Here is a 22975-nt window from a genome sequence, read left to right on the forward strand (position 1 = left end):
CTCAGAGGCTGAGCGTCCAGCTGTTGAGGTAGCCGGTGTCCTGGCTGTACACGTCCCTGACCTGGAGCTTCCAGGCCCCGTTGCCCGCCTCGCCGGACAGGTTGACGGTGTACGTGGTCTTGACGTTGTCCGCGCTGTCCGAGCTGCTGCTGTTCTTCAACCGGTACGCCGAGCCGTCCGGCGCGACCAGGTCGATCACCAGGTCGCCGCGGTACGTGTGGACGATGTCCACCGTGACCGTGGACGTCGCCGAGGCGTTGCGCCCGCAGCTGCCGATGGTGACCGTGCTGGTCACCGCGGACCCCGCGTCCGGGATGGACACGTCGTCCGGGTTGGTCCCGATGCAGTTGCCCGGCCCGGTGCCGGTCACAGTCAGCGTGTACGTGGTGGTGCGCGTCGCCGAACCGGTCCCCGTGACGGTCACCGGGTAGGTGCCGCCCGGCGTCTGCACCGTCGTCGAGATGGTCAGCGTCGACGACGAGCCGGAGGTCACCGAGGCCGGGCTGAAGGTCGCCGTGGCCCCGCTGGGCAGCCCCGAGGCGCTGAGCGCGACGGTCTGCGCCGAGCCCGCCGTGGTGGCGGTGGTGATCGTGGTGGTGGCCGAGAGGGTCGGGGCGACGCTGCCGGCCGCGGGCGACGCCGCGATCGAGAAGTCGTCGGCCGGGTTGCCGCCGCCGGTGCAGGTCGCCTCGCCGCTCTGCGCCGGCACGCTGATCGCGTTCCACGCCGCCTTCACCGTGTTGAACTCGGTGCAGCTGTTCGGGTAGAGGTTCTTCGCCGCGTTCAGGGTGGCCGTACGGATGTTGGCGTACTTCCAGGTCGAGGTCTTGGCCTGCATCGCGTTGTAGTAGATCTCGCCGGCCTTGCGGATGGAGATGCCGGCGACCGACGACGAGTTGCAGGTCGGGCTCGCGGGCTGGCCGTTGGTCGGCGCCGAGCCCTCGGCGACCAGGTAGAACCAGTGGTTCAGCGGGCCGGCCGCGGCGTGCACCTCGGTCGACGGGATCGAGGTCGACCAGCAGTTCGGGTCGCCGGCCAGCGAGGGGTTGTACATGTAGCGGATCGGGCCGTCACCGACCAGGTCCACCTCCTCGCCGACGCTGTAGTCCGGCGGGTCCAGGGGGCTGTTCGCGTACGCCTCGGTCAGCGCGCCGAAGATGTCGCCGGTGGCCTCGTTGATGCCGCCGTTCTCGTTGCCGCTGCCGGCGCCGCCCGGGGTGAACTGGAAGACCGCGTGGCCGAGCTCGTGACCCACCACGTCGATCGGGGTGGCCTGGCGGGCGTTGTCCTGGCTGTGGCCGAAGTTGACGTACGAGCCGTTCCAGTACGCGTTGACGTCGTTGAGCCCCACCCGGATCGGCGGGTTGTTGCCGTTGCCGTTGATGCTGCCGCGGTTGAACCAGGCACCGAGCATGTCGATCTCGCGCTGGGCGCCCCACATCGCGTCGACGCAGGCGGTCTCGAGGTTGGTACCCGAGCCGTTGCCCCAGGCGTCGTCGGTGCCGGTGTACGCGCTGCCGTTCTGCCCGCCGCACTTGAGGCCGGGGCGGGTGGTGTCGGTCATCGAGTACGAGGAGCCGGAGCCGGACGTGGTGATGCTGACGTTGCCGTAGTAGTAGCCGTTGCCCGTACCCTCGCGGACGTAGTCGACCTGGTCGGCCACCGTGCCGGTGTGCGCGTCGACGAAGACGTGCAGGTTGCTCGGCCTGCCCTGGGCCGTACGCCCCTCCACGACGGCCTCGTAGACCAGCTTCGGGGTGCCCCAGGCGAGCACCTTGAGCTCGGGCGTGGTGGCGGAGTCCACCGTGGCCAGCCGGGCCCGCGCGGTCCGGGCGGCCTGCCCGGCGGTGACCGTGGCGGCGGTGCCGACGGCGATCGGGGCGCTCTGCGCGACCGCGGTGTCCTTGACCGCGCCCGCGGCGTCCGTGGTGACCACCACGTCGCCGCCGACCACGTCCAGGCCCTTGAAGGCACGGGCGTACGTCACGTACTGCAGCCCGCGCGTGCCCTGGACGACGCCGGTGCGCCGGAGCGTGTCGCCGTCGGCGCGACGCAGCAGCGACGCCGTGCCGGCGCTGCCGACGAGCCGGTCGGCGGACGACGCCGCCAGGGCCGCCGGTGCGGGTGCGGGGCTGGGGGCCTGGGGTTGCGCCGAGGCCGGCGACGCGGCCAGGGTCAGCGCGGCGCCGGCGGCGAGCGCCGCCGAGGCCGAGATGAGTTTTCTACGTCCCACGCTCGTACTCCTTCTCTCGACCCGGTCCGGGCGAGGCCTGGGCGCGCTGTCCCGGGGTCGGGACGCACCAGGCTGACTGAGCAGTGACGCTATGCATCGACGACGGTCACCGAATCAGGGAAAACCCTTGTCGGTGCCGCGCCCAGCCGCTGGGACAGCTGGGTGCACGAGCGCACGCCCAGCTTGCGGTAGACCCGGGTCAGGGTCGCCTCGACGGTCTTGACGCTGAGGAACAGCCGGGTGGCGATCTCCCGGTTGCTCGCCCCGTCGCGCACGAGCCCCGCGATGCGGGCCTCGGTGGAGGTCAGGCCCAGGTCGGACGGGGGTGCGGCGGTTCCTTCCGTACGCGCCAGCGCCCGTTGCGCCTGCTCGGCCCACGGCTTGGCGTCCGCGGCGAGGAAGAGGGTGAGCGCCGCGCCGAGGGCGAGCCGGGCGGCCGCGTACCGCCGCCGGCGCCGCTCGGCCCCGCCCTGCACGAGCAGCGCGTGAGCCTCCTCCAGCGGCTGGCGCACCCCGGCGAAGTACCGCGCCGCCGCGGCCGACAACGCCACCGCCGAATCGGCCCTCCCCTGCTCCGAGAGCACCACCGCGGTGGCCCGGTCGAGGTGCGCGCCTTCGCTCGAGGCCGCGGTCAGGGAGCCGCGGTAGCCGTCGAGCGCCGCGGCCGCCTCCTCGTGTTCCCCGAGCGCGGCCAGCCCGCCCGCGAGATCGCCCTGCCAGCGCACGATCATCGGGTCGGCGGCGACGGTGCCGAGGTCGCGCAACCGGCGCAGGGTGGCCACCCCCGCCCGGGTGTCGCCGGCGCGCAGCTGCGCCTGGCCGAGGGCGTGCAGGTTCCGGCACAGGTAGAGGCTGTCGCCCTCCTGCTCGGACGCACGTACGCCCCGCGCGGCGTAACCGGACGCGGCGGCGAGGCTGCCTCCCGCGAGCTCGGCGACGGCGGCCGTGTACCAGGTGGGGCCGGGGCTGAGGCCGGCGTGCTGGGCGGCGGTGACGGCGCGGTGGGCGTACCGCAGCGCCTCGCGGCAGCGGCCCGCCCGGGTGGCCACCTCGGACAGGCTGCGCAGCACCTCGACCAGGGCCTCGCCGGTCCGGTCGCGCCCGGCGACGGCGAGCAGGGCGAGCAGCTCGGCGCGGGCCTCGTCCAGCCGGTCGTCGACCATGGCGAAGCGGGCCGCCAGGTAGCGCGGGCTCAGGTGCAGCCACCCGGGCACCTGCGGCGCCGGCAGGGACAGCGCCCGCCGCAGGGTGCCGGCCCACTCCGGCTCGCCGCGCAGGCGCTGCACCTGCGCGAGCGCGCTGAGGGCCATCGCCTCGGTCGCCGGGTCACCGGCCGTACGGGCACCGGCGGCCGCGTCGGCGGCGCAGACGGCGGCGGTCCCGGCGTCCCCGGCGATCATCGCGGCCCAGGTGAGCCGCAGCCGCACCGGCGCCAGCAGAGCCGGGTCCTCGCCCGCGTCGGCGAGCGCCCCCGCGAACATCTCCCCCATGTCGGCCAGCGCCTGACCGGCGAGGTCGAGCAGCACCAGCCGGGCGCGGACCCGGTGGGCGGGCGGGGCGTCGGCGGCGGCCAGCACCGCCTCGGCGGCGCGGCCCGCGATCGCCGGGACGCCCGCGGTGGCCGCGGTCCCCGCGGCGGTGACCAGCCAGGCGAAGCGCTGTGCCGCGAGGCTGCGGGGACAGCGGTCGGCGGCGAGCAGGTACAGCTCGGCGGCTGTACGCCCGGCGCCACGCCGCAACGCCCGCCCGGCCGCCTCGACGAGGTCGCGCGCCACGTCGGCGTCCGGCCGGCCGCTGCGCAGGGCGCGGTGCCGCACCGCGACCGTCTCGTCCAGCGCGGTGTTCGCCAGCACGTCGTGGACCCCGGCACGGCGGGCGGCCCCCGCGTCCTCGGCCAGCACGGCGGCCAGCGCGGGCGGCGTGAAACGGACCGCCTCGCCGTCGCGCGCCACGATCCCGGCTCCGCGGCGAGCCACAGGTCGCGCTCCGCGTCCTCGTGGCCGGCGCGGACGAGCACGGTCACGGTCGGCTCGGTGGCCAGCGCGGCGACCAGCAGGGTTCCGGTCACCGCGGCGGGCAGCGCGGCGAGGCGGCGGCGCAGCAGGGCGCGTACGGACCCCGGCAGCGGCGCCGGCCGCCACACCGGCCCCGGCACCACCGAGCCCAGCGCCAGCGCCAGGTACGGGTTGCCATCGCTGGCCTCGTGCAGGCCGGCGGCCGTACGGCAGGACAGCCCGCGCGCCTCCAGCAGCGCCGCCAGATCGTCCGGGCGCAACGGCGGCACCAGCAGATCGGCGACCGGCGCCGGGCACAGCCGCGCCGCCCGGTGCCGTCCCGTCCCGCCGGGGAGGAACTGGGCCGCGACCACGCGGACCCGCGGTCCCGGGCGCCGGCGCATCGCGAAGCCGATCAGGTCGGCCGACTCGGCGTCGAGCCACTGCACGTCGTCGAGGAGCAGCAGAACGGGCTGGTTGCGGGCGCAGTGCGCGAGCAGTCCGGGCAGCACCAGGCGGCGCACCTGTGCCGGGGCGCCGGAGCGCGGGCCCACACCCCGCCGGAGCTGCGCGAGCGCGGCCCGGTGCGCCGGGGGCAGGGCGGCGACGGCGTCCGGCGGCAGCTGCGCGACCAGGTCGGCGATGCCCGCGTACGGCAGCGAGCGCTCGGCCGCCGCCGGCCGCGACCGCACCACCAGCTCGCCCCGCGCCGCGGCCGTGGCGGCCACCGCGTCGAGCAGCGCCGACCTGCCGATCCCCTCGGGACCGTGCAACGCCACCCCGCCGCCGGCGGCGAGCCGCGCCTCCACGGCAGCGAGCAGCGGCCCCCTGCCGAACAGGGTGGCCGCCGCGGGCCGCGCGCCGGTGTCCAGGGCCGTCTCCCCCGGTGAGAGCTGATCGGGGTCCCAGCCTAAGGAAACCTTCCGGTTTCCATCAACACTTGTGAATGTATCCGTTCCCGGACACGGTGGTGGCGCGGCCCTCGCCCAGGACCGCGCCACCTGACCCGCCCGGGATCAGTCCTGCGACTTGCTGCCCTTGTCCTTGCCGGCACCCGCGTCGGCGCCCTGCTCCTCGGCGCCGGCGTTGTCGTCCGCACCGGCCTCGTCCGCACCGGCGTTGTCACCGGCGTCCGCACCCGCGGCGGCCTTGGCGTCGGCGAGCGTCAGGCACGCGGCCAGCAGGCCCTCGCGCGCGGTGATCACCGCGGCGTCGAGGTCCTCGGCGTTGCCCTGCCCGGCCTCGTCGCCCTGCTCCCCGGCGCCGGCCGCGCCCTTGTCGCCGGCCTTGCCCGCGCCCCGCTCCTCGCCCTCGCCCATCTTCTTGGCCCACCGCTTCGCGATGGCCCGCTTGACGCGCTTGGACTTCGGCTCGGCCGCGGCCTTCCCGCCGGCACCGGCCTCTTCCTTCCCGGCGTTCCCCGCCTCTTCCTTGCCCGCGTCCCCGGCGGCCTCCCCCGCGGCGGCGGCCTGGTCGATCGCGAACTGGTCGCACGATTCCTCGAGTGCCTGCGCCGAGGCGGCGGCCGCCTCGTTGGCGCCCATCTGCTGTTCCGGCTGCAATTTCTCGCCGTCGCAGATGACCGCGCCCGCGTCGATCTCGAGCTTCTCGCAGCCGGCGATGTCGAAGTTCTGGCCGTCCACCACCACGATCTCCGCGGCCTTCGTCTGCTCGCCGGCGGAGGCGAACTGCAGGCCGGTGATGCCGCCGGCCACCAGCACCCCGGCGAATACCGCGGCACCGATCGCCTTGCGATTGACTCCGGTACCCCGTCGCTGACGCAGCCTCATCACCACTCCTCGTCGTCGCTCATCAATGTGCGTTCGGGAGTCGATACGGGACCGGGGCACGACAAGGTTCATCCCGGGGACGAAATTCCGCGGTTCAATTTCGGACGGATTAATTTCGATTCTTTTCGCGGGGCGCACGGGACGCCGGGTGGCCGGTCCCTGCCCGGCGGGTCAAGGATGGGAGACCTACGCCCCGGGCTCCTGGGGCCCGGGCGCCGCCCGCAAGCTCGCCGCCCCGGACGGGTGGCTCCTCGGCGGACGACCGTCCGCACACGCACTATGCTCGGGGAATGAGCAGGATGACCAGCGCACCGGCGCCCGCGCCGTGGGGTCACCGTTGCCTCTCCTACGACGACCCGGCCGCCTTCGAGACGGCCGCGCACGACTTCCTCGCCGAGGGGCTCGCCGCCGGGGAACGGGTCTGGTACATCGCCGCCACACCGCCGAGCGGCTGGGAGTTCCAGCCGGAGCTGATCACGCTCGGTGACCACTATCGGCTCGACGGGGTCGTCGACCCGGATGAGGGCGTCGCGGCGTACGCGGCCGTGACCGAACGCGCCCTGGCGGAGGGCCGCACCGGGTTGCGGGTCGCCGCCGACGCCACACCGCTGGTGCGCACCGCCGCGCAGCTCGACGCGTTCGCCCGCTACGAGCACCGCGTCGACCGGTACATGCGCGACCACCCGTTCTCCGCCCTGTGCGGCTACGACCGCCGGGCGCTCGGCGTGGCGGCGTGCGACGAGCTGGCCTGCCTGCACCCCGAGTCCGACGCCCAGTTCCGGCTGTACGCCACCCCGGCCGAGGTGGCCGACGCGGGGCTGGCCGGCGAGCTGGACGACGCCAGCCGCTCGCTGCTCGCGCTGGCCCTCGACCGCGCCGAACCGTCGCCGGCGGCCGGCGAGCTCGTCATCGACGCGACCGGCCTGACGTTCATCGACCACAACTCCCTGCTCGACCTCGACGCGTACGCCCGCCGCCGCGGCCTCACCGCCGTCCTGCGCACCCGGCTGTTCAGCGCCGCGCACCTCGCCGAGCTGCTCGACCTGCCCAGCCTGCGCGTGGAGCGGGCCGGATGAGGACGGGCGCGGCGGCCGGGCACCACGGCTACTTCCACGCGGCGTTGCAGTACGCCACCGACGACGAGCTCCTGGCCGTCACCGTGCCGTTCCTGCTCGGCGGCGTCGAGGCGGGCGAACCCACCGTCGTGGCGTTCGGCGAGCGCACGGCGGGGCTGGTCCGTGCCGCGCTGCCGGCCGGCTCCGGCGTGGAGTTCCTGTCCGGCGGCGACGCGTACGCCCGCCCCAGCGCGACGATCCGCTCCTATCGCCGGCTCCTCGCCCGGCACGTCGCGGCGGGAGCGGCCCAGATCCGGATCATCGGCGAGATGCCGGCGAAGGCGTTCGGCAACACGTGGGACTGGTGGGCGCGCTACGAGGCGGCCATCAACCACGCGTACGACGACTTCCCGCTGTGGAGCATGTGCGCGTACGACTCGCGGACCACGCCGCCCGGAGTGCTGGCCGACGTCGCCCGTACGCATCCGCGCTTCGCCCTCCCCGGCGGCGGGCACCGGGTCAGCCCGGCGTACACGGAACCCCGCACCTACCTGAGCGAGCCCCGCCCGCCGGTCCCGGACCCGCTCCAGGCCGGCCCGCCCACGGTGACCCTCGCCGGCCCGACCCCCGGCGAGGCCCGCCGGGCCATCCACGCGGCGGATCGCGGCCGGCTCCCGGCGGCGGAGGTCGACGACCTGGTGGTCGCGGTCAGCGAAACGGTCACCAACGCCGTCCGCTACGGCCGCGACCCGGTGAGCCTCCGCGTCTGGGGCGGCGACGACCGCATCGTGGTCACCGTCACCGACGCCGGCCCGGGCCCCAAGAACCCGTTCGCGGGCCTCCTCCCGGCCACCGACTCGGCAACCGGCGGCCGCGGCCTCTGGATCACCCACCAGGCCTGCAACCACGTCGCCGCGGCCCCCGACGACCGCGGCTGGACGATCCGCATGATCGCCGGCAACCCCGCCGTCCCCGCCGCCTGACACCGGCCATCCCCTGCCCGTCGCCGCCGGCCGCCGGCCCCGGCAGGCTTCGCGACGGCCATGCCGGTGCGCGTCGCTCCCGGTCACGGCCAGCAAGCCACCCGCCCCGCAAGCCACCCGCCCAGCAAGCCGCCCGCCCGGGACACCGCCCGCCCGGGACACCGCCCGCCCGGGACACCGCCCGCCCGGCCAAGCCGCCCCAGCAAACCGCCCGCCCGGCCAAGCCGCCCGGCAAGTCGTCAGCCCGGCAAGTCGTCAGGCCCGCGATCACCGGACCCGCGCGTCATCGGACTCGGCGGGCGGTCATGCCGGCGCGGCATCCGGATCGGCGGCCCGGACGCGCCCGGCGGCCGGGGTCGGGCTTGCCGGCCGGGTGCGGTTCGCCGGGCGGGTCCCGCGGCGCAAGCCCCGGGCGGCCGGGCGCCGGGGGCGTGGCATGATGCGCGGGTGCTGCAGCCAGGCCAGCGACTCGGCGACCGCTACCGGCTCGACGTGCGGATCGGCGCCGGCGGGATGGGTGAGGTGTGGCGAGCCACCGACGAGGTGCTCGGCCGGGTCGTCGCCGTCAAGGTCATGCTGGCGTCGGTGGCCGCCGATCCGGGGTTCGCCAGGCGGTTCCTGACCGAGGCGAAGGCCATGGCCGGCGTCAACCATCCGGCGGTCGCCTCGATCCATGACTACGGCACCAGCGACGGCGCCCCCTTCCTGGTCATGGAGTACGTCGACGGGGAGTCGCTCGCGCAGCTTCTCACCCGCCACGGCCGGCTCACCGCGGCGCAGACCATGCTCCTGGTCGCCCAGGCGGCCGAGGGGCTGCGGGCCGTGCACGACCGCGGCATCGTGCATCGGGACATCAAGCCCGCCAACCTTCTCGTACGCCGCGACGGCACCCTGCTCATCTCCGACTTCGGCATCGCCCGGATCGACGGCGCCACCGCGCTGACGACGCCCGGGGCGGTCCTCGGCACCCCGACGTACCTGGCGCCCGAGCAGGTGCTGGGGCGGCCCGCCACCCCGCTCAGCGATCTGTACTCGCTGGGGCTCACGGCGTACGAATGTCTCGCGGGTCATCGCCCCTTCACCGGCGACAACCCCTACGCGGTGGCGCTGCAGCGGGTCCAGGGCGCGCCGCGCACCCTCGCCGGGGACCTGCCGGGCGAGGTGCTGGCGGTGGTCGAGCGGTCGCTGGCCCCGGACCCGGCGGACCGCTGGCCCTCCGCGGCGGCCCTGGCCTCAGCCGCCCGCACCGCCGCGACCGCGATCCCCCACCCCGCCGACCCGGCACCCCACGACGCCCACCCGCCCGCAAGGCCGCCACGCGAGCGCGCCGACCTGCCCGCACCGCCGGCAGACCACGCCGCCCACCCACCCGGACCGCCGGCAGGCCACGCCGCCCACCCGCCCGGACCGCCGGTAGACCACGGCGCTCAACCGGCCGGACCGCCGGCGGGTCACGCCGCCCACCCGCCCGCACCGCCGGCAGACCACGCCGCCCACCCGGCCGGCCGGCCGGCGCGCGACGATGCCCGGCAGGCGGCGAAGCGGCGCCGGACCGTGGCCGCCGCGGCGGTGGCGGTAGTGCTGCTCGGCCTCGGCGCGTTCGGTGCCTGGTGGGCCACCGGCGACGACGACAGCCCACGCGGGAACGCGCCACGCGGCCCGGGACTGACCACCGCAGCCGGTGCCGGCGGGAAGAACGCGGTCCCCCGGGGGTTCGCGGCCTGCGGTGCCGGGCTCTGTCCCACCTCCGCCGCCTGCTGGGACGGCACGGTGGCGATCAGCGGCAAGGCGGCGCCGCCCGGGGAGCGCGGGTGCGGCGAGGACCACTACTGGGAGACCTTCGCGGCGCTGCCCATGCCGTCCGGCGCCGACGGCGTACGCCAGGACGGGTTGATGGGTCGCCGCGACGTGGCGGCGGCGTGTTCGGCCGCGGTGATGGCCGGGCGCAGCAGGGATCCGGAAGCCACGGCCGGGTGGCGCCGCGACGCCTGGCCGTTGCAGGTGGACGGCGGATGGGTGCTGCTCTGCATCGCCGGGTCGGACACCGGCGAGACGACCGGCTCGGCATTCCGCCCGGCCGCGAAGTAGGAGCCGCCCATCGGGAAGGAAGTACGTCCGGCGGAAGGTGACCGGGGACGGTCAGAGGAAGCGCCACAGGCGGTCGGGGGTGCGGCCGTCGCCCACCTCCGCCACCCGCCCGCCGGGGGTGACGCTCAGGACCCGGCCGGTCGCGGCGTTCTGGATGCGGAACGTCCCGGCACCGCCGTAGCGCAGGCGCCACAGCCGGCCCAGCGCCCGCCCGGTCTCCGCGTCCCGGAGCTGGAAGCAGCCGTTGACCCGGTAGTCCGCCTCCCAGCGGCAGCCCTCGCCGCCCAGCCGCAGGCCGGTCCGGGCGTGTTCGATCGTGTGCGGGCCGTCCGGCACGAACCACCAGGCGCGGGCGCGGGGCCCGGCCTCGCCGAGGAGCCGGCCGCCGCCGGCCAGGTCGCGGAGCTGCTGCGTGCCGTCGCCCATGTCGACGGGTTCCCAGAGTTCGCCGCCCGCCCGGCCCGGCGGCGGCGGGCGGGGCGGGGCCCACTGCCAGGTCAGCGCGTTGCCGACCGGCGTGACGTCGCGGATGGGCAGGACCGCGCCCGTCCCCGCGTTGACGAGGCGGAACAGCATCTCAGCGGGCGCGCCGGGTGACGAGGCGCTGCAGGACGATGAAGGCGAACAGCAGGATGCCGATCACGATCTTCGTCCACCAGGAGCTCAGGGTTCCCTGGAAGGTGATGATCGTCTGGATCAGGCCGAGCACCAGCACGCCGAGCACCGTGCCGAACAGGTAGCCCGAGCCGCCGGTCAGCAGCACGCCGCCGATGACGACCGCCGCGATGGCGTCCAGTTCCATGCCCTGCGCGTGCAGGCTGTAGCCCGAGAGCATGTAGAAGCTGAGCAGGACGCCGCCCAGGGACGAGCAGAAGCCGCTCACCGTGTAGACCGCGATCCGGGTGCGGCCGACCGGCAGGCCCATGAGCAGCGCCGAGTCGGCGTTGCCGCCGATCGCATAGACGGTACGGCCGAAGCGCGTGTACGCCAGCACGAACGCCCCGATCAGCACCGCCACCAGCGCGATGACGACGCTCGTGGAGATGAACACGCCGGGGGCGAAGCGGATGCGTTCCTGGGCCATCGCCGTCCAGAACGGGTCGGTGATCGGGATGGAGTTGCGGTTGATCAGGAGCGACAGCCCGCGGGCGAGGAACATGCCGGCCAGAGTGGCGATGAACGGCTCCACCTTGAAGTAGTGGATGACCGCGCCCATGCCGAGGCCGAGCACCGTGCCCATGAGCAGCACCAGGGGCAGCACGACGATCGCCGGCCAGCCCGCGTCGAGCAGCGTGGCGGCGACGACCGTGGTCAGTGCCACCACCGCGCCCACCGACAGGTCGATGCCGCCGGTGAGGATCACGAACGTCATGCCGACCGCGACGACGAGCAGGAACGCGTTGTCCACGAAGACGTTCAGCAGGACCTGGGTGTCGGAGAAGTTCTCGTAGTTGCCGACCCCGGTGGCGTACATGGCGATCAGCAGGCCCAGGGTGACCAGGACCGGGACGTGGCGCCGGTCGAGGCCGCGGCGGCGCCGGGGCGGCGCGGCCGTGGCGGGCCGGGGCGGGGCGCTGACGTCGATCATGCGGAGGCTCCTACGGTCCGGCGGCGGAACACGACCGCGCGGAAGGCGGCGGACTGGCTCAGGCAGAGCACGACCACGACGACCGCCTTGAACAGCAGGGTCGTCTCGGCCGGGATGCCGATCGTGTACGTGGTGATGTCGAGCGCCGAGATCAGGACGGCCCCGAGCACGCTGCCCGCCAGGGAGAACCGGCCGCCGGTGAGGGCCGTGCCGCCGATGACGACGGCGAGGATGGCGTCCAGCTCGATGAGGTTGCCGGCCGCGTTGCTGTCGGCGCTGGCCACGTTGGAGCTGAAGATGAGGCCGGCGACGGCGGCGCAGACGGCCGCGAACACGTACGCCATGATCGTCAGCCCGCGGGCCCGGATGCCGGCCAGCCGGCTCGCGGTGGGGCTGGCCCCGACGGCCTCGACCAGGACGCCGAGCGCGGACCGGCGGGTGAGCAGCGCGGCGGCCACCACGACGGCGGCGACGATCAGCACCGACACGGGCAGGGTGAGGAAGTAGCCGGCGCCGATCATCCGGAACGGCGGCGACGAGACGTTGATGATCTGGCCGTCGGTGAGCAGCTGGGCGATGCCGCGCCCGGCCACCATGAGGATGAGCGTGGCGATGATCGGCTGGATGCCGATGACCGTGACCAGGACGCCGTTCCAGATGCCGAGGACGGCCGCGAGGCCGACGGCGGCGACGACGGCGAGCAGCACCCCGCCGACGCTGCCCTGGTCGGGCAGGTCGCCGATCATCAGGCAGGCGAGGGCGCCGGCGATGGCCATGACCGAGCCGACCGACAGGTCGATGCCGCCGGTGGCGATGACCACCGTCATGCCGAGCGCGACCAGCACGAGCGGGGTGCTGGAGCGCAGCACGTCGATCAGCGAGCCGTAGAGGTGGCCGTCCTGCAGGGTGATCGAGAAGAACCGCGGGGCGAAGAAGACGTTGCTCACCAGCAGCAGGACGAGGACGACGGCCGGCCAGAAGAGGCGGTGCCGGGTCAGGGCGGTCATGGGGTGGCTCCGCTCGCGATGGTCTGCATGATCCGGTCGGCGTCGACGCCGTCCGTGTTCTCGATCTCCTCGACGAGGCGCCGGTCGCGCAGCACCTCGATCTTGTGGCTGAGCCGCAGCACCTCCTCCAGCTCGGCGCTGACGAACAGCACGGCCATGCCGCCGCCGGCGAGCTCGACGAGGAGCTTCTGGATCTCGGCCTTGGCGCCGACGTCGATGCCGCGGGTGGGCTCGTCGACGATGAGTAGCCGCGGCTCGGTGATCAGCCAGCGGGCCAGCAGGACCTTCTGCTGGTTGCCGCCGCTGAGGTTGCGCACCGGGATCTCCGGGTCGGCGGGCCGGATGTCGAGCGCCTTGACGTACCTGGCGACAAGCTCGTCCTGCCGGCGGCGCGGGACGGGCCGGGCCCAGCCACGGGCGGCCTGAAGAGCGAGGACGATGTTCTCCCGTACGCTCAGCTCGCCGATGATGCCCTCGGTGCGGCGGTTCTCCGAGGAGAAGGCGATGCCGTGGTGCATGGCCGTGCGCGGTGCCCGCAGGGTGACCGGCCTGCCGTCGATCTCGACGCGGCCGCTGTCGGGCCGGTCGGCGCCGTAGAGCAGCCGCGCGACCTCCGTGCGGCCGGAGCCGAGCAGCCCGGCCAGCCCGACGATCTCACCGCCGCGGATGGTCAGATCGAAGGGCGCGACCGCTCCGGTACGGCCGAGCCCGTGCGCGGCGACGATCGGCTCACCGGGGGCCGCGGCGTGGCGGGTCTGGTCGTCGAGCCGTTCGAGGACGGTCAGCTCCTTGCCGATCATCTTGGTGACCAGTTCCATCTGCGGCAGTTCGGCGGTGCGGTACTCGCCGATCAGCGTCCCGTTGCGCAGCACGGTCATCCGGTCGGCGATCTCGTAGACCTGGTCGAGGAAGTGCGACACGAACAGGATCGCCACGCCGTCGCGCTTGAGCCGTCGGATCACCTCGAACAGCCGCGCCACCTCGGACGCGTCCAGACTCGACGTCGGCTCGTCGAGGATCAGGACCCGAGATCCGCGGCCGGAGGCCTCCGGTTGAGGGCGGGTGGCTGGGGCGGCAGCGGGGTCCACCGCGCGGGCGATGGCGACCATCTGCTGGATGGCCAGGGAGTAGGAGTGCAGCGGCGCGGAGACGTCGAGGTCCAGGTCGAGGCCGGCGAGCAGGTCGGCGGCCCGGCGGCGCATCGCGGCCCAGCGGATCCGGCCGAGGCGGCGCGGCTCGCGGCCGATGCAGACGTTCTCCGCCACCGACAGGTTGGGGCAGAGGTTGACCTCCTGGTAGACGGTGCTGACCCCGGCCTGCTGCGCCTGGAGGGGCCCGGCGAAGTGCACCGGTTCGCCGGCCAGCCGTACATCGCCGCCGTCGATGCCGTAGACGCCGGTCAGCACCTTGATCAGGGTCGACTTGCCGGCGCCGTTCTCGCCCATGAGGGCGTGCACCTCGCCGGGGAACAGCCGGAAGTCGACCCCGTCGAGGGCGACGACGCCGGGAAAGGTCTTGCGGATCCCGGTCATCTCCAGGATCGGCCGGTCGCTCATGCCGGGCCCTTCGTGAGGCGGCGGCCGCCCCGGGTCCCGGGGCGGCCGCCGGACGGTCAGTACTTGCGGTCGGGCAGGGCGGCCTTGGCCTGTTCCTGGGTGAAGGTGGTCTCCTCGGTCAGCACCCGCTGGGGCACCTGCTCGCCGGCCTTGACCTTCTTGGCCAGGTCCATCAGCTGGGGGCCAAGGAGCGGGCTGCACTCCACGATGTAGTTGATCTTTCCGCCGGCCAGCGCCGTCATGCCGTCCTTGACCGCGTCCACCGTGATGATCTTGATGTCGGTGCCGGGCTTCTTGCCGGCCGCCTCGATCGCCTCGATGGCGCCGAGCCCCATGTCGTCGTTGTGCGCGTACAGCACGTCGATGTCGGGGTAGGTCTTGAGGAAGGCCTCCATGACCTCCTTGCCGTCCGTACGCGTGAACTGCCCGGTCTGCGAGGCGATCACCTTGAACTTGGGGTCGGCCTTGATGACGTCGGCGAAGCCGGCCTTGCGGTCGTTGGCCGGCGCCGCGCCGGGGGTGCCCTGCAGCTCGACGATGTTCACCGTGTCGGTCTTGCCCTCGTACTCCTTGACCAGCCACTCCCCCGCCTTCTTGCCCTCGAGCACGAAGTCGGAGCCGATGAAGCTCTTGTAGAGCGAGGTGTCCTGGGAGTCGACCGCGCGGTCGGTCAGGATCACCGGGATGTCGGCGTCCTTGGCCTCCTTGAGGACGGTGTCCCAGCCCGACTCCACCACCGGCGAGAAGGCGATGACGTCGACGCGCTGGGCGATGAACGAGCGGAGGGCCTTGATCTGGTTCTCCTGCTTGCCCTGGGCGTCGGAGAACTTGAGGTCGATGCCGGCGGTGGCCGCCGACTCCTGGATGGACTTGGTGTTCGCCGTACGCCAGCCGCTCTCGGCGCCGACCTGCGAGAAGCCGAGGGTGATCTTGCCGCCGCCGGAGCCGGAGCCGCCGGAGCCGGCGTCCTCGCCGCCGCAACCGGCCGGCCCGGTCAGGGCCAGGGCGCCGGCGAGGAGCGCGGCAGTCCACTTCCTGGACATGGGTCCTCCTGGAATTCCACTTGTTAGCGTTCACAATTTGAAGTTCGGGGGGCTGCGGGTCGTGAAGGTCGAAGGGAAAAGACACGTCCGCGCCGGAGTTGATCAACGCGGCAGCGGCCGGTACGGCAGCCACACCGCTCTATGCAGTGTCATCCGTCACACGGCGCGTTTCAGGAGTGTTACCGTTCTCAACCCCGGCGTCAAGAGGGTGCCCCGGATCTAGACTGTGAGCCGCCACGACGCGAGATCGACAAGGGGGCCGCGTGCCATCGAAGAAGCGGGTCACGGTGATGCGTGACGTCGCCAAACTCGCCGGGGTCTCCCACCAGACCGTGTCGCGCGTGCTCAACGAGCACCCCAACGTCAAGCAGGAGACGCGGACCCGGGTCCTGGAGGCGATGCAGTCGCTGAACTACCGCCGCAACCTCGCCGCCCGCACGCTGGTCACCCGGCGCTCGCACACGCTGGGGCTGATCGGCTTCGAGACCACGCTGTTCGGCCCGGCGTCCATGCTGCACGGCATCGAGGACGCCGCGCGCACGGCGGGCTACCTGGTGAGCATCGCGACGGTGCGCAACCTGGAACGCGGCGAGGTGCTCGACGCGGTGGACCGCCTCTCCCAGCACGCGGTGGACGGCATCATCGCGATCGCGCCGAAGCCCGCGGTCACCAACGGCCTGCTCCAGGCGCCGGCCGGCCTCTACTGTGTCGCCGTGGGCGGGGCCGGCGACCCGGACGCGGTGCCGACCGTGCGCATCGACAACGCCGCCGGCTCCCGCGCCGCCACCCGGCACCTGCTCGAGCTGGGCCACCGGACCGTCCACCACGTCGGCGGCCCGCACGACTGGCCCGAGGCCCAGGAGCGGGTCCAGGGCTGGCGCGACACCCTGTACGAGGCCGGCGCGCCGGTGCCGCCGGTCGGCTTCGGCTCGTGGAACGCCGAGTGGGGGCACCGGCAGGGGCAGGAGCTGGCCCGCGACCCCGGGGTCACCGCGATCTTCTGCGCCAACGACCGCATCGCCCTCGGGGTGCTGCGCGCCCTGCACGAGGCCGGGCGCCGGGTGCCCGAGGAGGTCAGCGTGGTCGGCTTCGACGACATGCCGGACTCCGGCTACTTCCTGCCGCCGCTCACCACCGTCCGCCAGGACTTCGCCGAGATGGGCCGGCGCAGCCTCACCCTGCTGCTCGAGCACATGGCCGGCGGCGAGGACGCCGGCCCGCCCGCGCACATCGTCGTCTCCCCCGAGCTCGTCGTCCGGGGCAGCACCGCCCCGCCGCCGTCGCGGTGAGTCACAGCGGTGGCCGTACGGTGAAAGCGGTCCCGCGGCGACCCAGCTCCAGCCGGAAGAAGCGCAGCGACACGTAGCGGTCGGGGTAGTTCTGCGAGCGCAGCACGACGGTGCCCGGGCGGCGGCCGTCGACCGGGCAGAACGTCGCGTCGGCGGCGAAGAGCGGCGTGCCGTCGCGCCGGTCGAGCCGCAGCCGGAAGGACCGGTGCCGCAGGAAGTGGCCCGGCCGGTCCGCCGACTCGAACGACACGCACGCGCCGTCGGCGAGCCCGGTCCGCACCGTGAACCGGGTGCCGGCGCGCTCCGGTGCCGGGCTGTTCGCGCCGATGCGGTCGACGACGCCCTGGTCGCCGCGGTGACGCACCCGGAAGCCGGCCATCCGGGCGGGCTCGAGACCCATCGCGGCGCCGACGGTGAACGGCCCGCGCCGCTGCGGCGGAGCGGTCGTGCGGGTGCGGGTCGGTGCGGGCGCCGCGGGTGGCTCGACCGCCGGGCCCGTTGTCGCCGGGCCGGTCGCCGCTTGACCCGGCCCAGGGGCCACCGGGGCCGCGGCGGGCCGGGACGACGGCGCAACGCTCGCGGTCGAGTGGGACCGCCGGCCGCCCACCGAGGACGGCCCGGCCTGCGCGGACGGCGGCCCCGACCCGACGGGGACCGGCAGGGCGGCCGCGACGGTGGGCACCGTCGGCAGCGTGACGAAGCGGGGACCACCGGACGACGGCTGCCGTCCGGTGTTCAGGGCCGCGACGCCCACCACGGTCAGGACGGCGAGCGCGGCGCAGGCCACGACGGCGGTCCGGTGCCGGGGCGGGTCGGGGCGCTCCGGGGCGGCGACCGGCGCCGGCACCGTCGCGGTGGCCGAGGCAAGGAACGACGTGGACAGGGCGCTGGGGACACCGGGGGCGGGCTGCTGCGGGGGCAGGGCGCGGCCGTCGGCGGGGGCGACCCAGCCGCCGACGCGCAGGGGCGGCCGGTACTCATCCTCTGTGGACATGCACTTCCGTTCCGGGGGGGCGGCGGAGCATCACGTGCGAAAGACGCGAAACGCGTCCCGCCATGGTCGGGGCAAACGGCCCGGAAGGCAAGAGGGAACCCGCGTGGCGGCCCGGGACGCGGGGATGGAGCCGCGTCCCGGGCCTGCTTGCGCGCGGATCAGGAGGTGGTGCAGGTGAGGTTGCTCAGGCTCGTGGGCGCGGTGCCCGACCCGAGGAACCCGAACGTGGTGTGACCGTTGGCGGCGATCGCGCCGTTGTAGGTCTCGTTACGCACCGTCGACAACGAACCGCCCGCGGTGTATCTGCCGTTCCACACCTGGTTGACCGTCTGGCCGCCCGGGAACGTCCAGGAGACCGTCCAGCCGTTCACCGGCGTACCGGCGGCGTGCACCATGATCTCGCCCTGGAAGCCGCCGCCCCAGCCCCCGGTGGTGGAGTACATCGCGGAGCAGCCTCCGCTGCCGGACGGCGGCGGGCTGGTCGGGCCGGACGGCGGCGGGTCGCTCGGCGGCGGCTGCGTGGTGCCGTCGCCGACCCCGGTGACCTGGCCGTTGCCGCCGTCGAAGACGACGTCCGAGCAGCCGTAGAAGGTCTCCTGGCTGTCCGAGCGCGACCAGACCGAGTAGATCAGGTGCCGGCCGGTCTTGCCGGACGGCAGGTTCGCCGTCCAGGAGTAGCGGCCGTCCTCGGTGCCCGGGCCGCCCACCGAGGTGGGGTTGACGACCTGGGAGAACGGCGTGGACTCGAGGTCGCTCCAGGTCAGCGCCCGGGTCGGGCTCCAGCTGTCCTTGGTGACGTAGAGCGAGAACGTGCCCGGGTGCTTGGCCCAGTTGTTGTAGTCGAAGCGCATGCTCGCGCCGGACGTCAGGTGGGTCAGCGGCCAGTCGCTGCGGGGCAGGTTGAAGCCCGTGAAGTCGTACGGGCCCCCGGTGCCGCCGCTGCACAGCTGCCCGTCCGGGATGAAGCCGGACGTCCGGCCCCCGCCGTCGGAACGCAGCACGGCGAACCAGTTGTACAGCGACGTCGTGCCGCTCTGGGCCACGGCGGCGGCACACGCCGGGTTCTTCGGCTGGATCGCGCCGTTCGCCGTCAGCCCGTCCTTCCAGCACAGGTACGTGCGGCTGCCGGGCGCCATCATCGCGCCGTGCGCCTCGGCCGGCCGGGCCTGCAGGACCGCCACGCCGACCCCGGTGAGCAGCAGGACGGCGGCGGCCATCCATTTCGCCTTTCGCATCGTCAACTCCTTCCTTCTAGCCGTTGGGGAAGAGCCGGGCGTAGTCCGCGTAGCCGGTGGCGACGTCGACCTGGGCCCAGAAGCGGTGGTAGTTGAAGGTGGGTGCCGGGCCGCCGTCGAGGTATGACTGCACCTTCGGCCAGTCCGGGTCCTTCTTGTAGAAGGAGCGGATGTCCACGAACGACACGCCCGGCTTGATGGCGTCGCCGTTCGGCATCTTGCCGCTCCAGCCCGGCGGGATGTAGATGCCCTGGCCGGTGGCCGGGTCGTAGACGTCGTCCATGCGGTGGTAGTCGGCGCGGGTCTCGGTCACCGACACGCCCTTGCTGTCCTTGTACGCCCAGACCGCGTCGAGCAGCCCCTTGGCGGCGGTCTTCGCCCGCGCGTTGCCGGACTTGGCCGCGTAGTACGTGAGCAGCTTGGCGAACGAGCCGGCCACCCCGAGGTCCTGGCCCTTGCTGGTGACCTCGACGTGCAGGCCGGTGTTGGCCGCCGGGCTCGACGGGTTCCACGTGTTCGGCTTGCCGGTCCACGCCAGGTCCGACGGGATGGCGAAGGTGTCCGCGCCGATCGTGGTGTTGTCCAGCGCCCACGGCACCCACTTGTCCAGCACCGACTTGGCCTTGGCGTCGCCGGTCAGGTAGTAGTACTCGGCGAGCCGCTCCAGCGACCAGGTCTGCATGCCGAACCAGCGGTTCGACGGCGGGTCCTCGTAGACGGGCGCCTCGACGTACGAGAGGCCGTAGAACGTCGGCGTGCCGGACGGCGGGGCCTGGTACGAGCCCTGCCAGCTGTTCGTCGCGCCGCCGGCGATACCGCCCTCGGCCGACTGCAGCCACTGGTAGAACTCCAGCTGCCGGTTGAGGCTGGCCTGCCAGTCCGCCTTGGCGGTCGGCGACTTCGGCGTGAGCGCGCTGACGTTCGCGAGCACGTACGCGGCCATCGGGTTCTGGTAGCCGAAGTGGCTGGTGCTGGAGCCGATCCGCCAGGCCCAGCCGGCCTGGGTGTCGGTCGCCCCGCCCCACGCGTAGTACCAGGACATCAGGTTGTTCGAGCTGCTCTTGCCGCTGCCCGCGGGGCACGAGGTGGAGGTGCAGCCCGGGTTCTTGAAGTACTTGTCGTAGAAGGAGTAGCGCAGGTAGTCACCCATCTTCGCGGCGTTGGCGACGGCCGCGGAGATCTGCGACGCCTTGCCCTGCGCGGTCGCCCAGGTGAGCGCCCAGTACGCCGCCTGCACCGCGCGCGAGTCCGCGTCCGGGGCGTTGGTGTACTTCCACTGCTTGGCGTACGACGTGTCCTTGGTGAACAGGTCGAGGTAGCCGTTGGGGCCGCCGTGCTTGAAGGTGTCGCAGGACGGCTGCGGCACGGTCTCGAACGTCGACTCCTGCGGGCCGCGCTGGAAGGTGTTGATGTAGACGACCCGGGTGGTGCCGTCGCCGCAGCGGCCGAAGCCGTACGTGTTGTCGACGTCCAGCAGCCAGTGCATGCCGTAGACGTCCGACGTGCCGTACGCGGTCTTCAGCTCGTTGGCCAGCGGGTCCTGCCCCACCGACACGCCGGACTCCAGCTGCGACGGGTACTGCGACGGCAGCGGGTGCTCGGCGGCGTACGTGGCCGGCTTCGACGGGTCGTACTTGTCGTTGGTGGGCTGGTCGGCGTGCGACGGGATGATGTACTTCTCCATCGTCTGCCACGCGGTGTTGAACGGCGCCCACTCCCCCGTCACCTGGCCGTGCTCGGCCTCCAGCCACAGCCAGTAGCTGAACGCCTCGGAGGTCGTCTCGTGGCCGTGGTCGGGCGCCTCGTCGATCAGCGTCTCGATCGAGTGGTACGGCACGCCCTCGGTACTGAAGTAGCCGTTCGCCGGGTTCTTGATGTCGCTGTAGAGCTGGGCGAACCGGGCGTCGGCGCTGCCCTCGGCGGCCACCAGCGCGGTGACGGTCGCGCCGGTGAGGCCGGACGCGCTCGCGGTGAAGGTGGCCGAGGTGTTCGTCGCCGCGTCCGCGGCGGCCGACACGGTCACCGTCTGGCCGGTGCCCCAGTTCGACGGGGTGAACGTCAGCGTGGTGGGCGCGGCGGAGACGGTGGTGGCACCCGCGGTCCGCGCGATCGTCACGGTGGTGTTCGCGGCCGGCGCCTTCGACAGCGACACCTTGAAGGTGGCACTCTCGCCCGGCGCCACGGTCACCGACGTGGCGTCGGCGACGATCGCCGGGTTCGCCGAGGCGTCCACGAACACGGGTACGTCCGCGGTCGGGCTCTTCACTCCGGCCGAGTCGTACGCGACGGCCTGCACCCGGTACGCGGCGGTCTGCGCGGGCACGCCGGTCCACGTGTAGGCGTACGGCGCCGAGGTGTCGGTCCCCAGCAGCAGACCGTCGTGGTAGAACTCGACCTTGCTGACCGTCCGCCCGCTCGCCGCCGTGGCGGTGGCCGCGATCGGGATCGACGCGGGCGCGGTGAACCGGGCGTTCGCCGCCGGGCTGCTGATCTCCACGGCCGGGGCCGCGGCGGTCTCGTTGCAGCGCGTGCCGTTGAGCGTGAACGCCGTCGGCACCGGGTTCGCCGAGGTGAACGTGCCGTTGAAGCCGGTGCTGACGCTCGCGCCGGTGCCGAGGTTGCCGTTCCAGGCGGCGTTGTTCACGGTGACGTGCGCGCCGCTCTGCGCGTACGTGGCGCTCCAGCCCTGGGTGACGCGCTGGCCGGCGTCGGGGAAGTCGAATTCGAGGCGCCAGCCGGTGACCGGGTCGCCGGTGTTGGTGATCGCGATATCGCCGGTGAAGCCGCCGCTCCACTGGCTCGCCACCCGGTAGACGACCGTGCAGGCGGCGGCTGCCTGCGCGGGCGGTGGTGCCGCGGTGATGACGAGGCCGGTGCCGAGGAGCGAGGCACCGAAGGCCGCGAGGGCCCTTCTTGCCTTCCGTCTCATGGGGTTCCCTTCTGCGAGGACGGGGGGAGGGGACGGGGGCCGGACGTCGCGGCGCCGGGGCAGCGCCATCGACGGACGTCTCTGATGGGAGCGCTCCCATGAATGTGGGCGTTGTTCATCCGGAAGTCAAGAGCCGGCAACAAGCGCATCGGCGGACGCCGATGCCGGCTCCGCTGAACCGAGTAGGCGACAACCCGCCCGCAGGGTCAGAAGCCGCCCGCGACCTGCGCTTGCGTGCGACCGTCGGCGGCGGTCGCCGCATAGGTGTCGGCGGCCGGGGAGCGCCCGCCGGTCGCGTGCGAATACTGGACCGCGAAGACGTAGGTCCCGGCCGGCAGGGTGACGCCCTCGCGCAGGACGAACCGGTAGACGATCCGGTCCGCCCGCTCCGACACGTCGCTGGTGAGCAGGGTGGCCGGCACGGTGCTCCACCGGCCCGCACCGGCCGCCCCGGCGGTACGCGCCACCACCACGGTCACCCGCAGCGAGCTGACGGTCCGGCCGGTGCGCAGCGTGACGTTGCCCTGTGACCAGCCACGGTGCGAGCCGGGGTCGACGGCCCCCTGTGAACTCAGGAACGAATCCGTCGTGCCGGGCGGCCGGCGGGTGGCGCCGCTCGACGCGGACCCGCGGGGCTCCCGGCCGCCGGGCGGCGTGACCGAGGGGGAAACGGGCGGCGCGGCCGAGGGGGAAACGGGCGGCGCGGCCGAGGGCGGGCCGGGTGGCGGGCCGGGCGCCGGGCCCGAAACCGGGGCGTGATCAGGGCCGCCGCCCGCCAGGCGCACGCCGGCGATGCTGAGCGCCAGCACGACCGCGACCGCACCGGCCGCCGCGAGGGGGCGCAGCCGGAGCAGGGCCGGGCGGGCGGGGCGGGCCCGTCCTCGCGCCACCCGGGCCAGCATCACGGCGCGGTCCGGCAGGTGCCGCGCCGCCTCCTCGCGCAACGCCAGGCGGAGCATCCGCTCACCCACGGTGGCCTCGCACGGTCACGCGCCGCACGCGCCGGGTGCCGGGGTCGCTCACGCCGTCCTCCCGTGGCGGTGGTGCCGGCTGCCCCGGCGGAGGGGGGTGGGGGCCGGGGCAGCCGGGGTCCCGGGCCGGTCGCGGCCGGGCGTACGTTCCGTCGCGCGCGAGGAGACCGGTGAGGTCCGGGAACGGCCTCCCCGCGGGCGAACAACCCCCTAGTGCTCG

At 73.9% G+C, this 22975-nt stretch carries 16 protein-coding genes and 1 pseudogene; 4 read left to right on the plus strand and 13 right to left on the minus strand.

The features are described from left to right. Position 1: 1 nt before the first annotated feature. From CLV70_RS01415 to CLV70_RS39545, 4 genes and pseudogenes are all read right to left on the minus strand, one after another. The gene (locus CLV70_RS01415; RefSeq protein ID WP_245907948.1) at positions 2–2233 is read right to left on the minus strand and encodes a M4 family metallopeptidase; all 2232 of its coding nucleotides are present in this window, start codon (positions 2231–2233) and stop codon (positions 2–4) included. A gap of 89 nt (positions 2234–2322) precedes the next feature. Continuing rightward, entirely contained in the window at positions 2323–4209 is a 1887-nt protein-coding gene (locus tag CLV70_RS01420) for a helix-turn-helix domain-containing protein (protein ID WP_245907949.1), read from the minus strand. A gap of 446 nt (positions 4210–4655) precedes the next feature. Next, a pseudogene (locus CLV70_RS41960) lies at positions 4656–5228 on the minus strand (ATP-binding protein); the annotation flags it as partial. Positions 5229–5243: 15 nt separating this feature from the next. After that, positions 5244–6017, minus strand: a complete 774-nt coding sequence (locus tag CLV70_RS39545; protein ID WP_158277675.1) for a hypothetical protein — start codon at positions 6015–6017, stop codon at positions 5244–5246. A gap of 290 nt (positions 6018–6307) precedes the next feature. Here CLV70_RS39545 and CLV70_RS01430 point away from each other — a divergent pair, with 290 nt between their 5' ends. The 3 genes from CLV70_RS01430 to CLV70_RS40260 all read left to right on the plus strand — a co-directional run bounded on the left by CLV70_RS01430 (position 6308) and on the right by CLV70_RS40260 (position 10143). Continuing rightward, complete coding sequence (locus CLV70_RS01430; protein WP_245907950.1) at positions 6308–7093, plus strand: MEDS domain-containing protein; 786 nt, start codon at positions 6308–6310, stop codon at positions 7091–7093. Further along, positions 7090–8055, plus strand: a complete 966-nt coding sequence (locus CLV70_RS01435; RefSeq protein ID WP_106124472.1) for a sensor histidine kinase — start codon at positions 7090–7092, stop codon at positions 8053–8055. The genes CLV70_RS01430 and CLV70_RS01435 overlap by 4 nt, the downstream gene beginning before the upstream one ends. A gap of 447 nt (positions 8056–8502) precedes the next feature. Continuing rightward, positions 8503–10143 (plus strand): serine/threonine-protein kinase, encoded by a 1641-nt coding sequence (locus tag CLV70_RS40260; RefSeq protein WP_211303596.1) that lies wholly within the window; start codon positions 8503–8505, stop codon positions 10141–10143. Positions 10144–10194: 51 nt separating this feature from the next. Here the strand turns inward: CLV70_RS40260 and CLV70_RS01445 are convergent, their stop codons facing one another. Genes CLV70_RS01445 through CLV70_RS01465 form a run of 5 tightly spaced genes read right to left on the minus strand, consistent with a single transcriptional unit; the run spans position 10195 to position 15337 of the window. Beyond that, positions 10195–10719, minus strand: a complete 525-nt coding sequence (locus CLV70_RS01445) for an RICIN domain-containing protein (protein WP_106124473.1) — start codon at positions 10717–10719, stop codon at positions 10195–10197. 1 nt (position 10720) lies between these two features. Then, entirely contained in the window at positions 10721–11731 is a 1011-nt protein-coding gene (gene yjfF, locus CLV70_RS01450) for a galactofuranose ABC transporter, permease protein YjfF (RefSeq protein WP_106124474.1), read from the minus strand. Then, positions 11728–12738 (minus strand): ABC transporter permease, encoded by a 1011-nt coding sequence (locus tag CLV70_RS01455; RefSeq protein WP_106124475.1) that lies wholly within the window; start codon positions 12736–12738, stop codon positions 11728–11730. Before CLV70_RS01455 ends, yjfF begins: the two co-directional genes overlap by 4 nt. Beyond that, the gene (locus tag CLV70_RS01460) at positions 12735–14294 is read right to left on the minus strand and encodes a sugar ABC transporter ATP-binding protein (protein ID WP_106124476.1); all 1560 of its coding nucleotides are present in this window, start codon (positions 14292–14294) and stop codon (positions 12735–12737) included. Before CLV70_RS01460 ends, CLV70_RS01455 begins: the two co-directional genes overlap by 4 nt. 56 nt (positions 14295–14350) lie before the next feature. Beyond that, on the minus strand, positions 14351–15337 hold the full coding sequence (locus CLV70_RS01465) for an ABC transporter substrate-binding protein (protein WP_106124477.1): 987 nt from the start codon (positions 15335–15337) through the stop codon (positions 14351–14353). A gap of 290 nt (positions 15338–15627) precedes the next feature. Between CLV70_RS01465 and CLV70_RS01470 the strand changes: the two genes are divergently transcribed. Beyond that, positions 15628–16626 (plus strand): LacI family DNA-binding transcriptional regulator, encoded by a 999-nt coding sequence (locus CLV70_RS01470; protein WP_106124982.1) that lies wholly within the window; start codon positions 15628–15630, stop codon positions 16624–16626. Between the two features lies 1 nt (position 16627). Here CLV70_RS01470 and CLV70_RS01475 read toward each other — a convergent pair whose 3' ends face one another. The 4 genes from CLV70_RS01475 to CLV70_RS01490 all read right to left on the minus strand — a co-directional run bounded on the left by CLV70_RS01475 (position 16628) and on the right by CLV70_RS01490 (position 22743). After that, positions 16628–17620, minus strand: coding sequence for an AbfB domain-containing protein (locus CLV70_RS01475; RefSeq protein WP_106124478.1), 993 nt, complete (start codon positions 17618–17620; stop codon positions 16628–16630). A gap of 158 nt (positions 17621–17778) precedes the next feature. Then, positions 17779–18855 carry a lytic polysaccharide monooxygenase gene (locus CLV70_RS01480; RefSeq protein ID WP_106124479.1) on the minus strand — a complete coding sequence of 359 codons (1077 nt, stop codon included), beginning with the start codon at positions 18853–18855 and terminating at the stop codon, positions 17779–17781. A 16-nt stretch (positions 18856–18871) separates the two neighbouring features. Then, on the minus strand, positions 18872–21784 hold the full coding sequence (locus tag CLV70_RS01485; RefSeq protein ID WP_106124480.1) for a glycoside hydrolase family 48 protein: 2913 nt from the start codon (positions 21782–21784) through the stop codon (positions 18872–18874). Between the two features lie 206 nt (positions 21785–21990). Next, the gene (locus tag CLV70_RS01490; protein WP_106124481.1) at positions 21991–22743 is read right to left on the minus strand and encodes a hypothetical protein; all 753 of its coding nucleotides are present in this window, start codon (positions 22741–22743) and stop codon (positions 21991–21993) included. Between the last annotated feature and the right edge of the window lie 232 nt (positions 22744–22975).

The sequence above is a fragment of the Pseudosporangium ferrugineum genome (assembly GCF_003002065.1).
GTDB lineage: Bacteria > Actinomycetota > Actinomycetes > Mycobacteriales > Micromonosporaceae > Actinoplanes > Actinoplanes ferrugineus_A.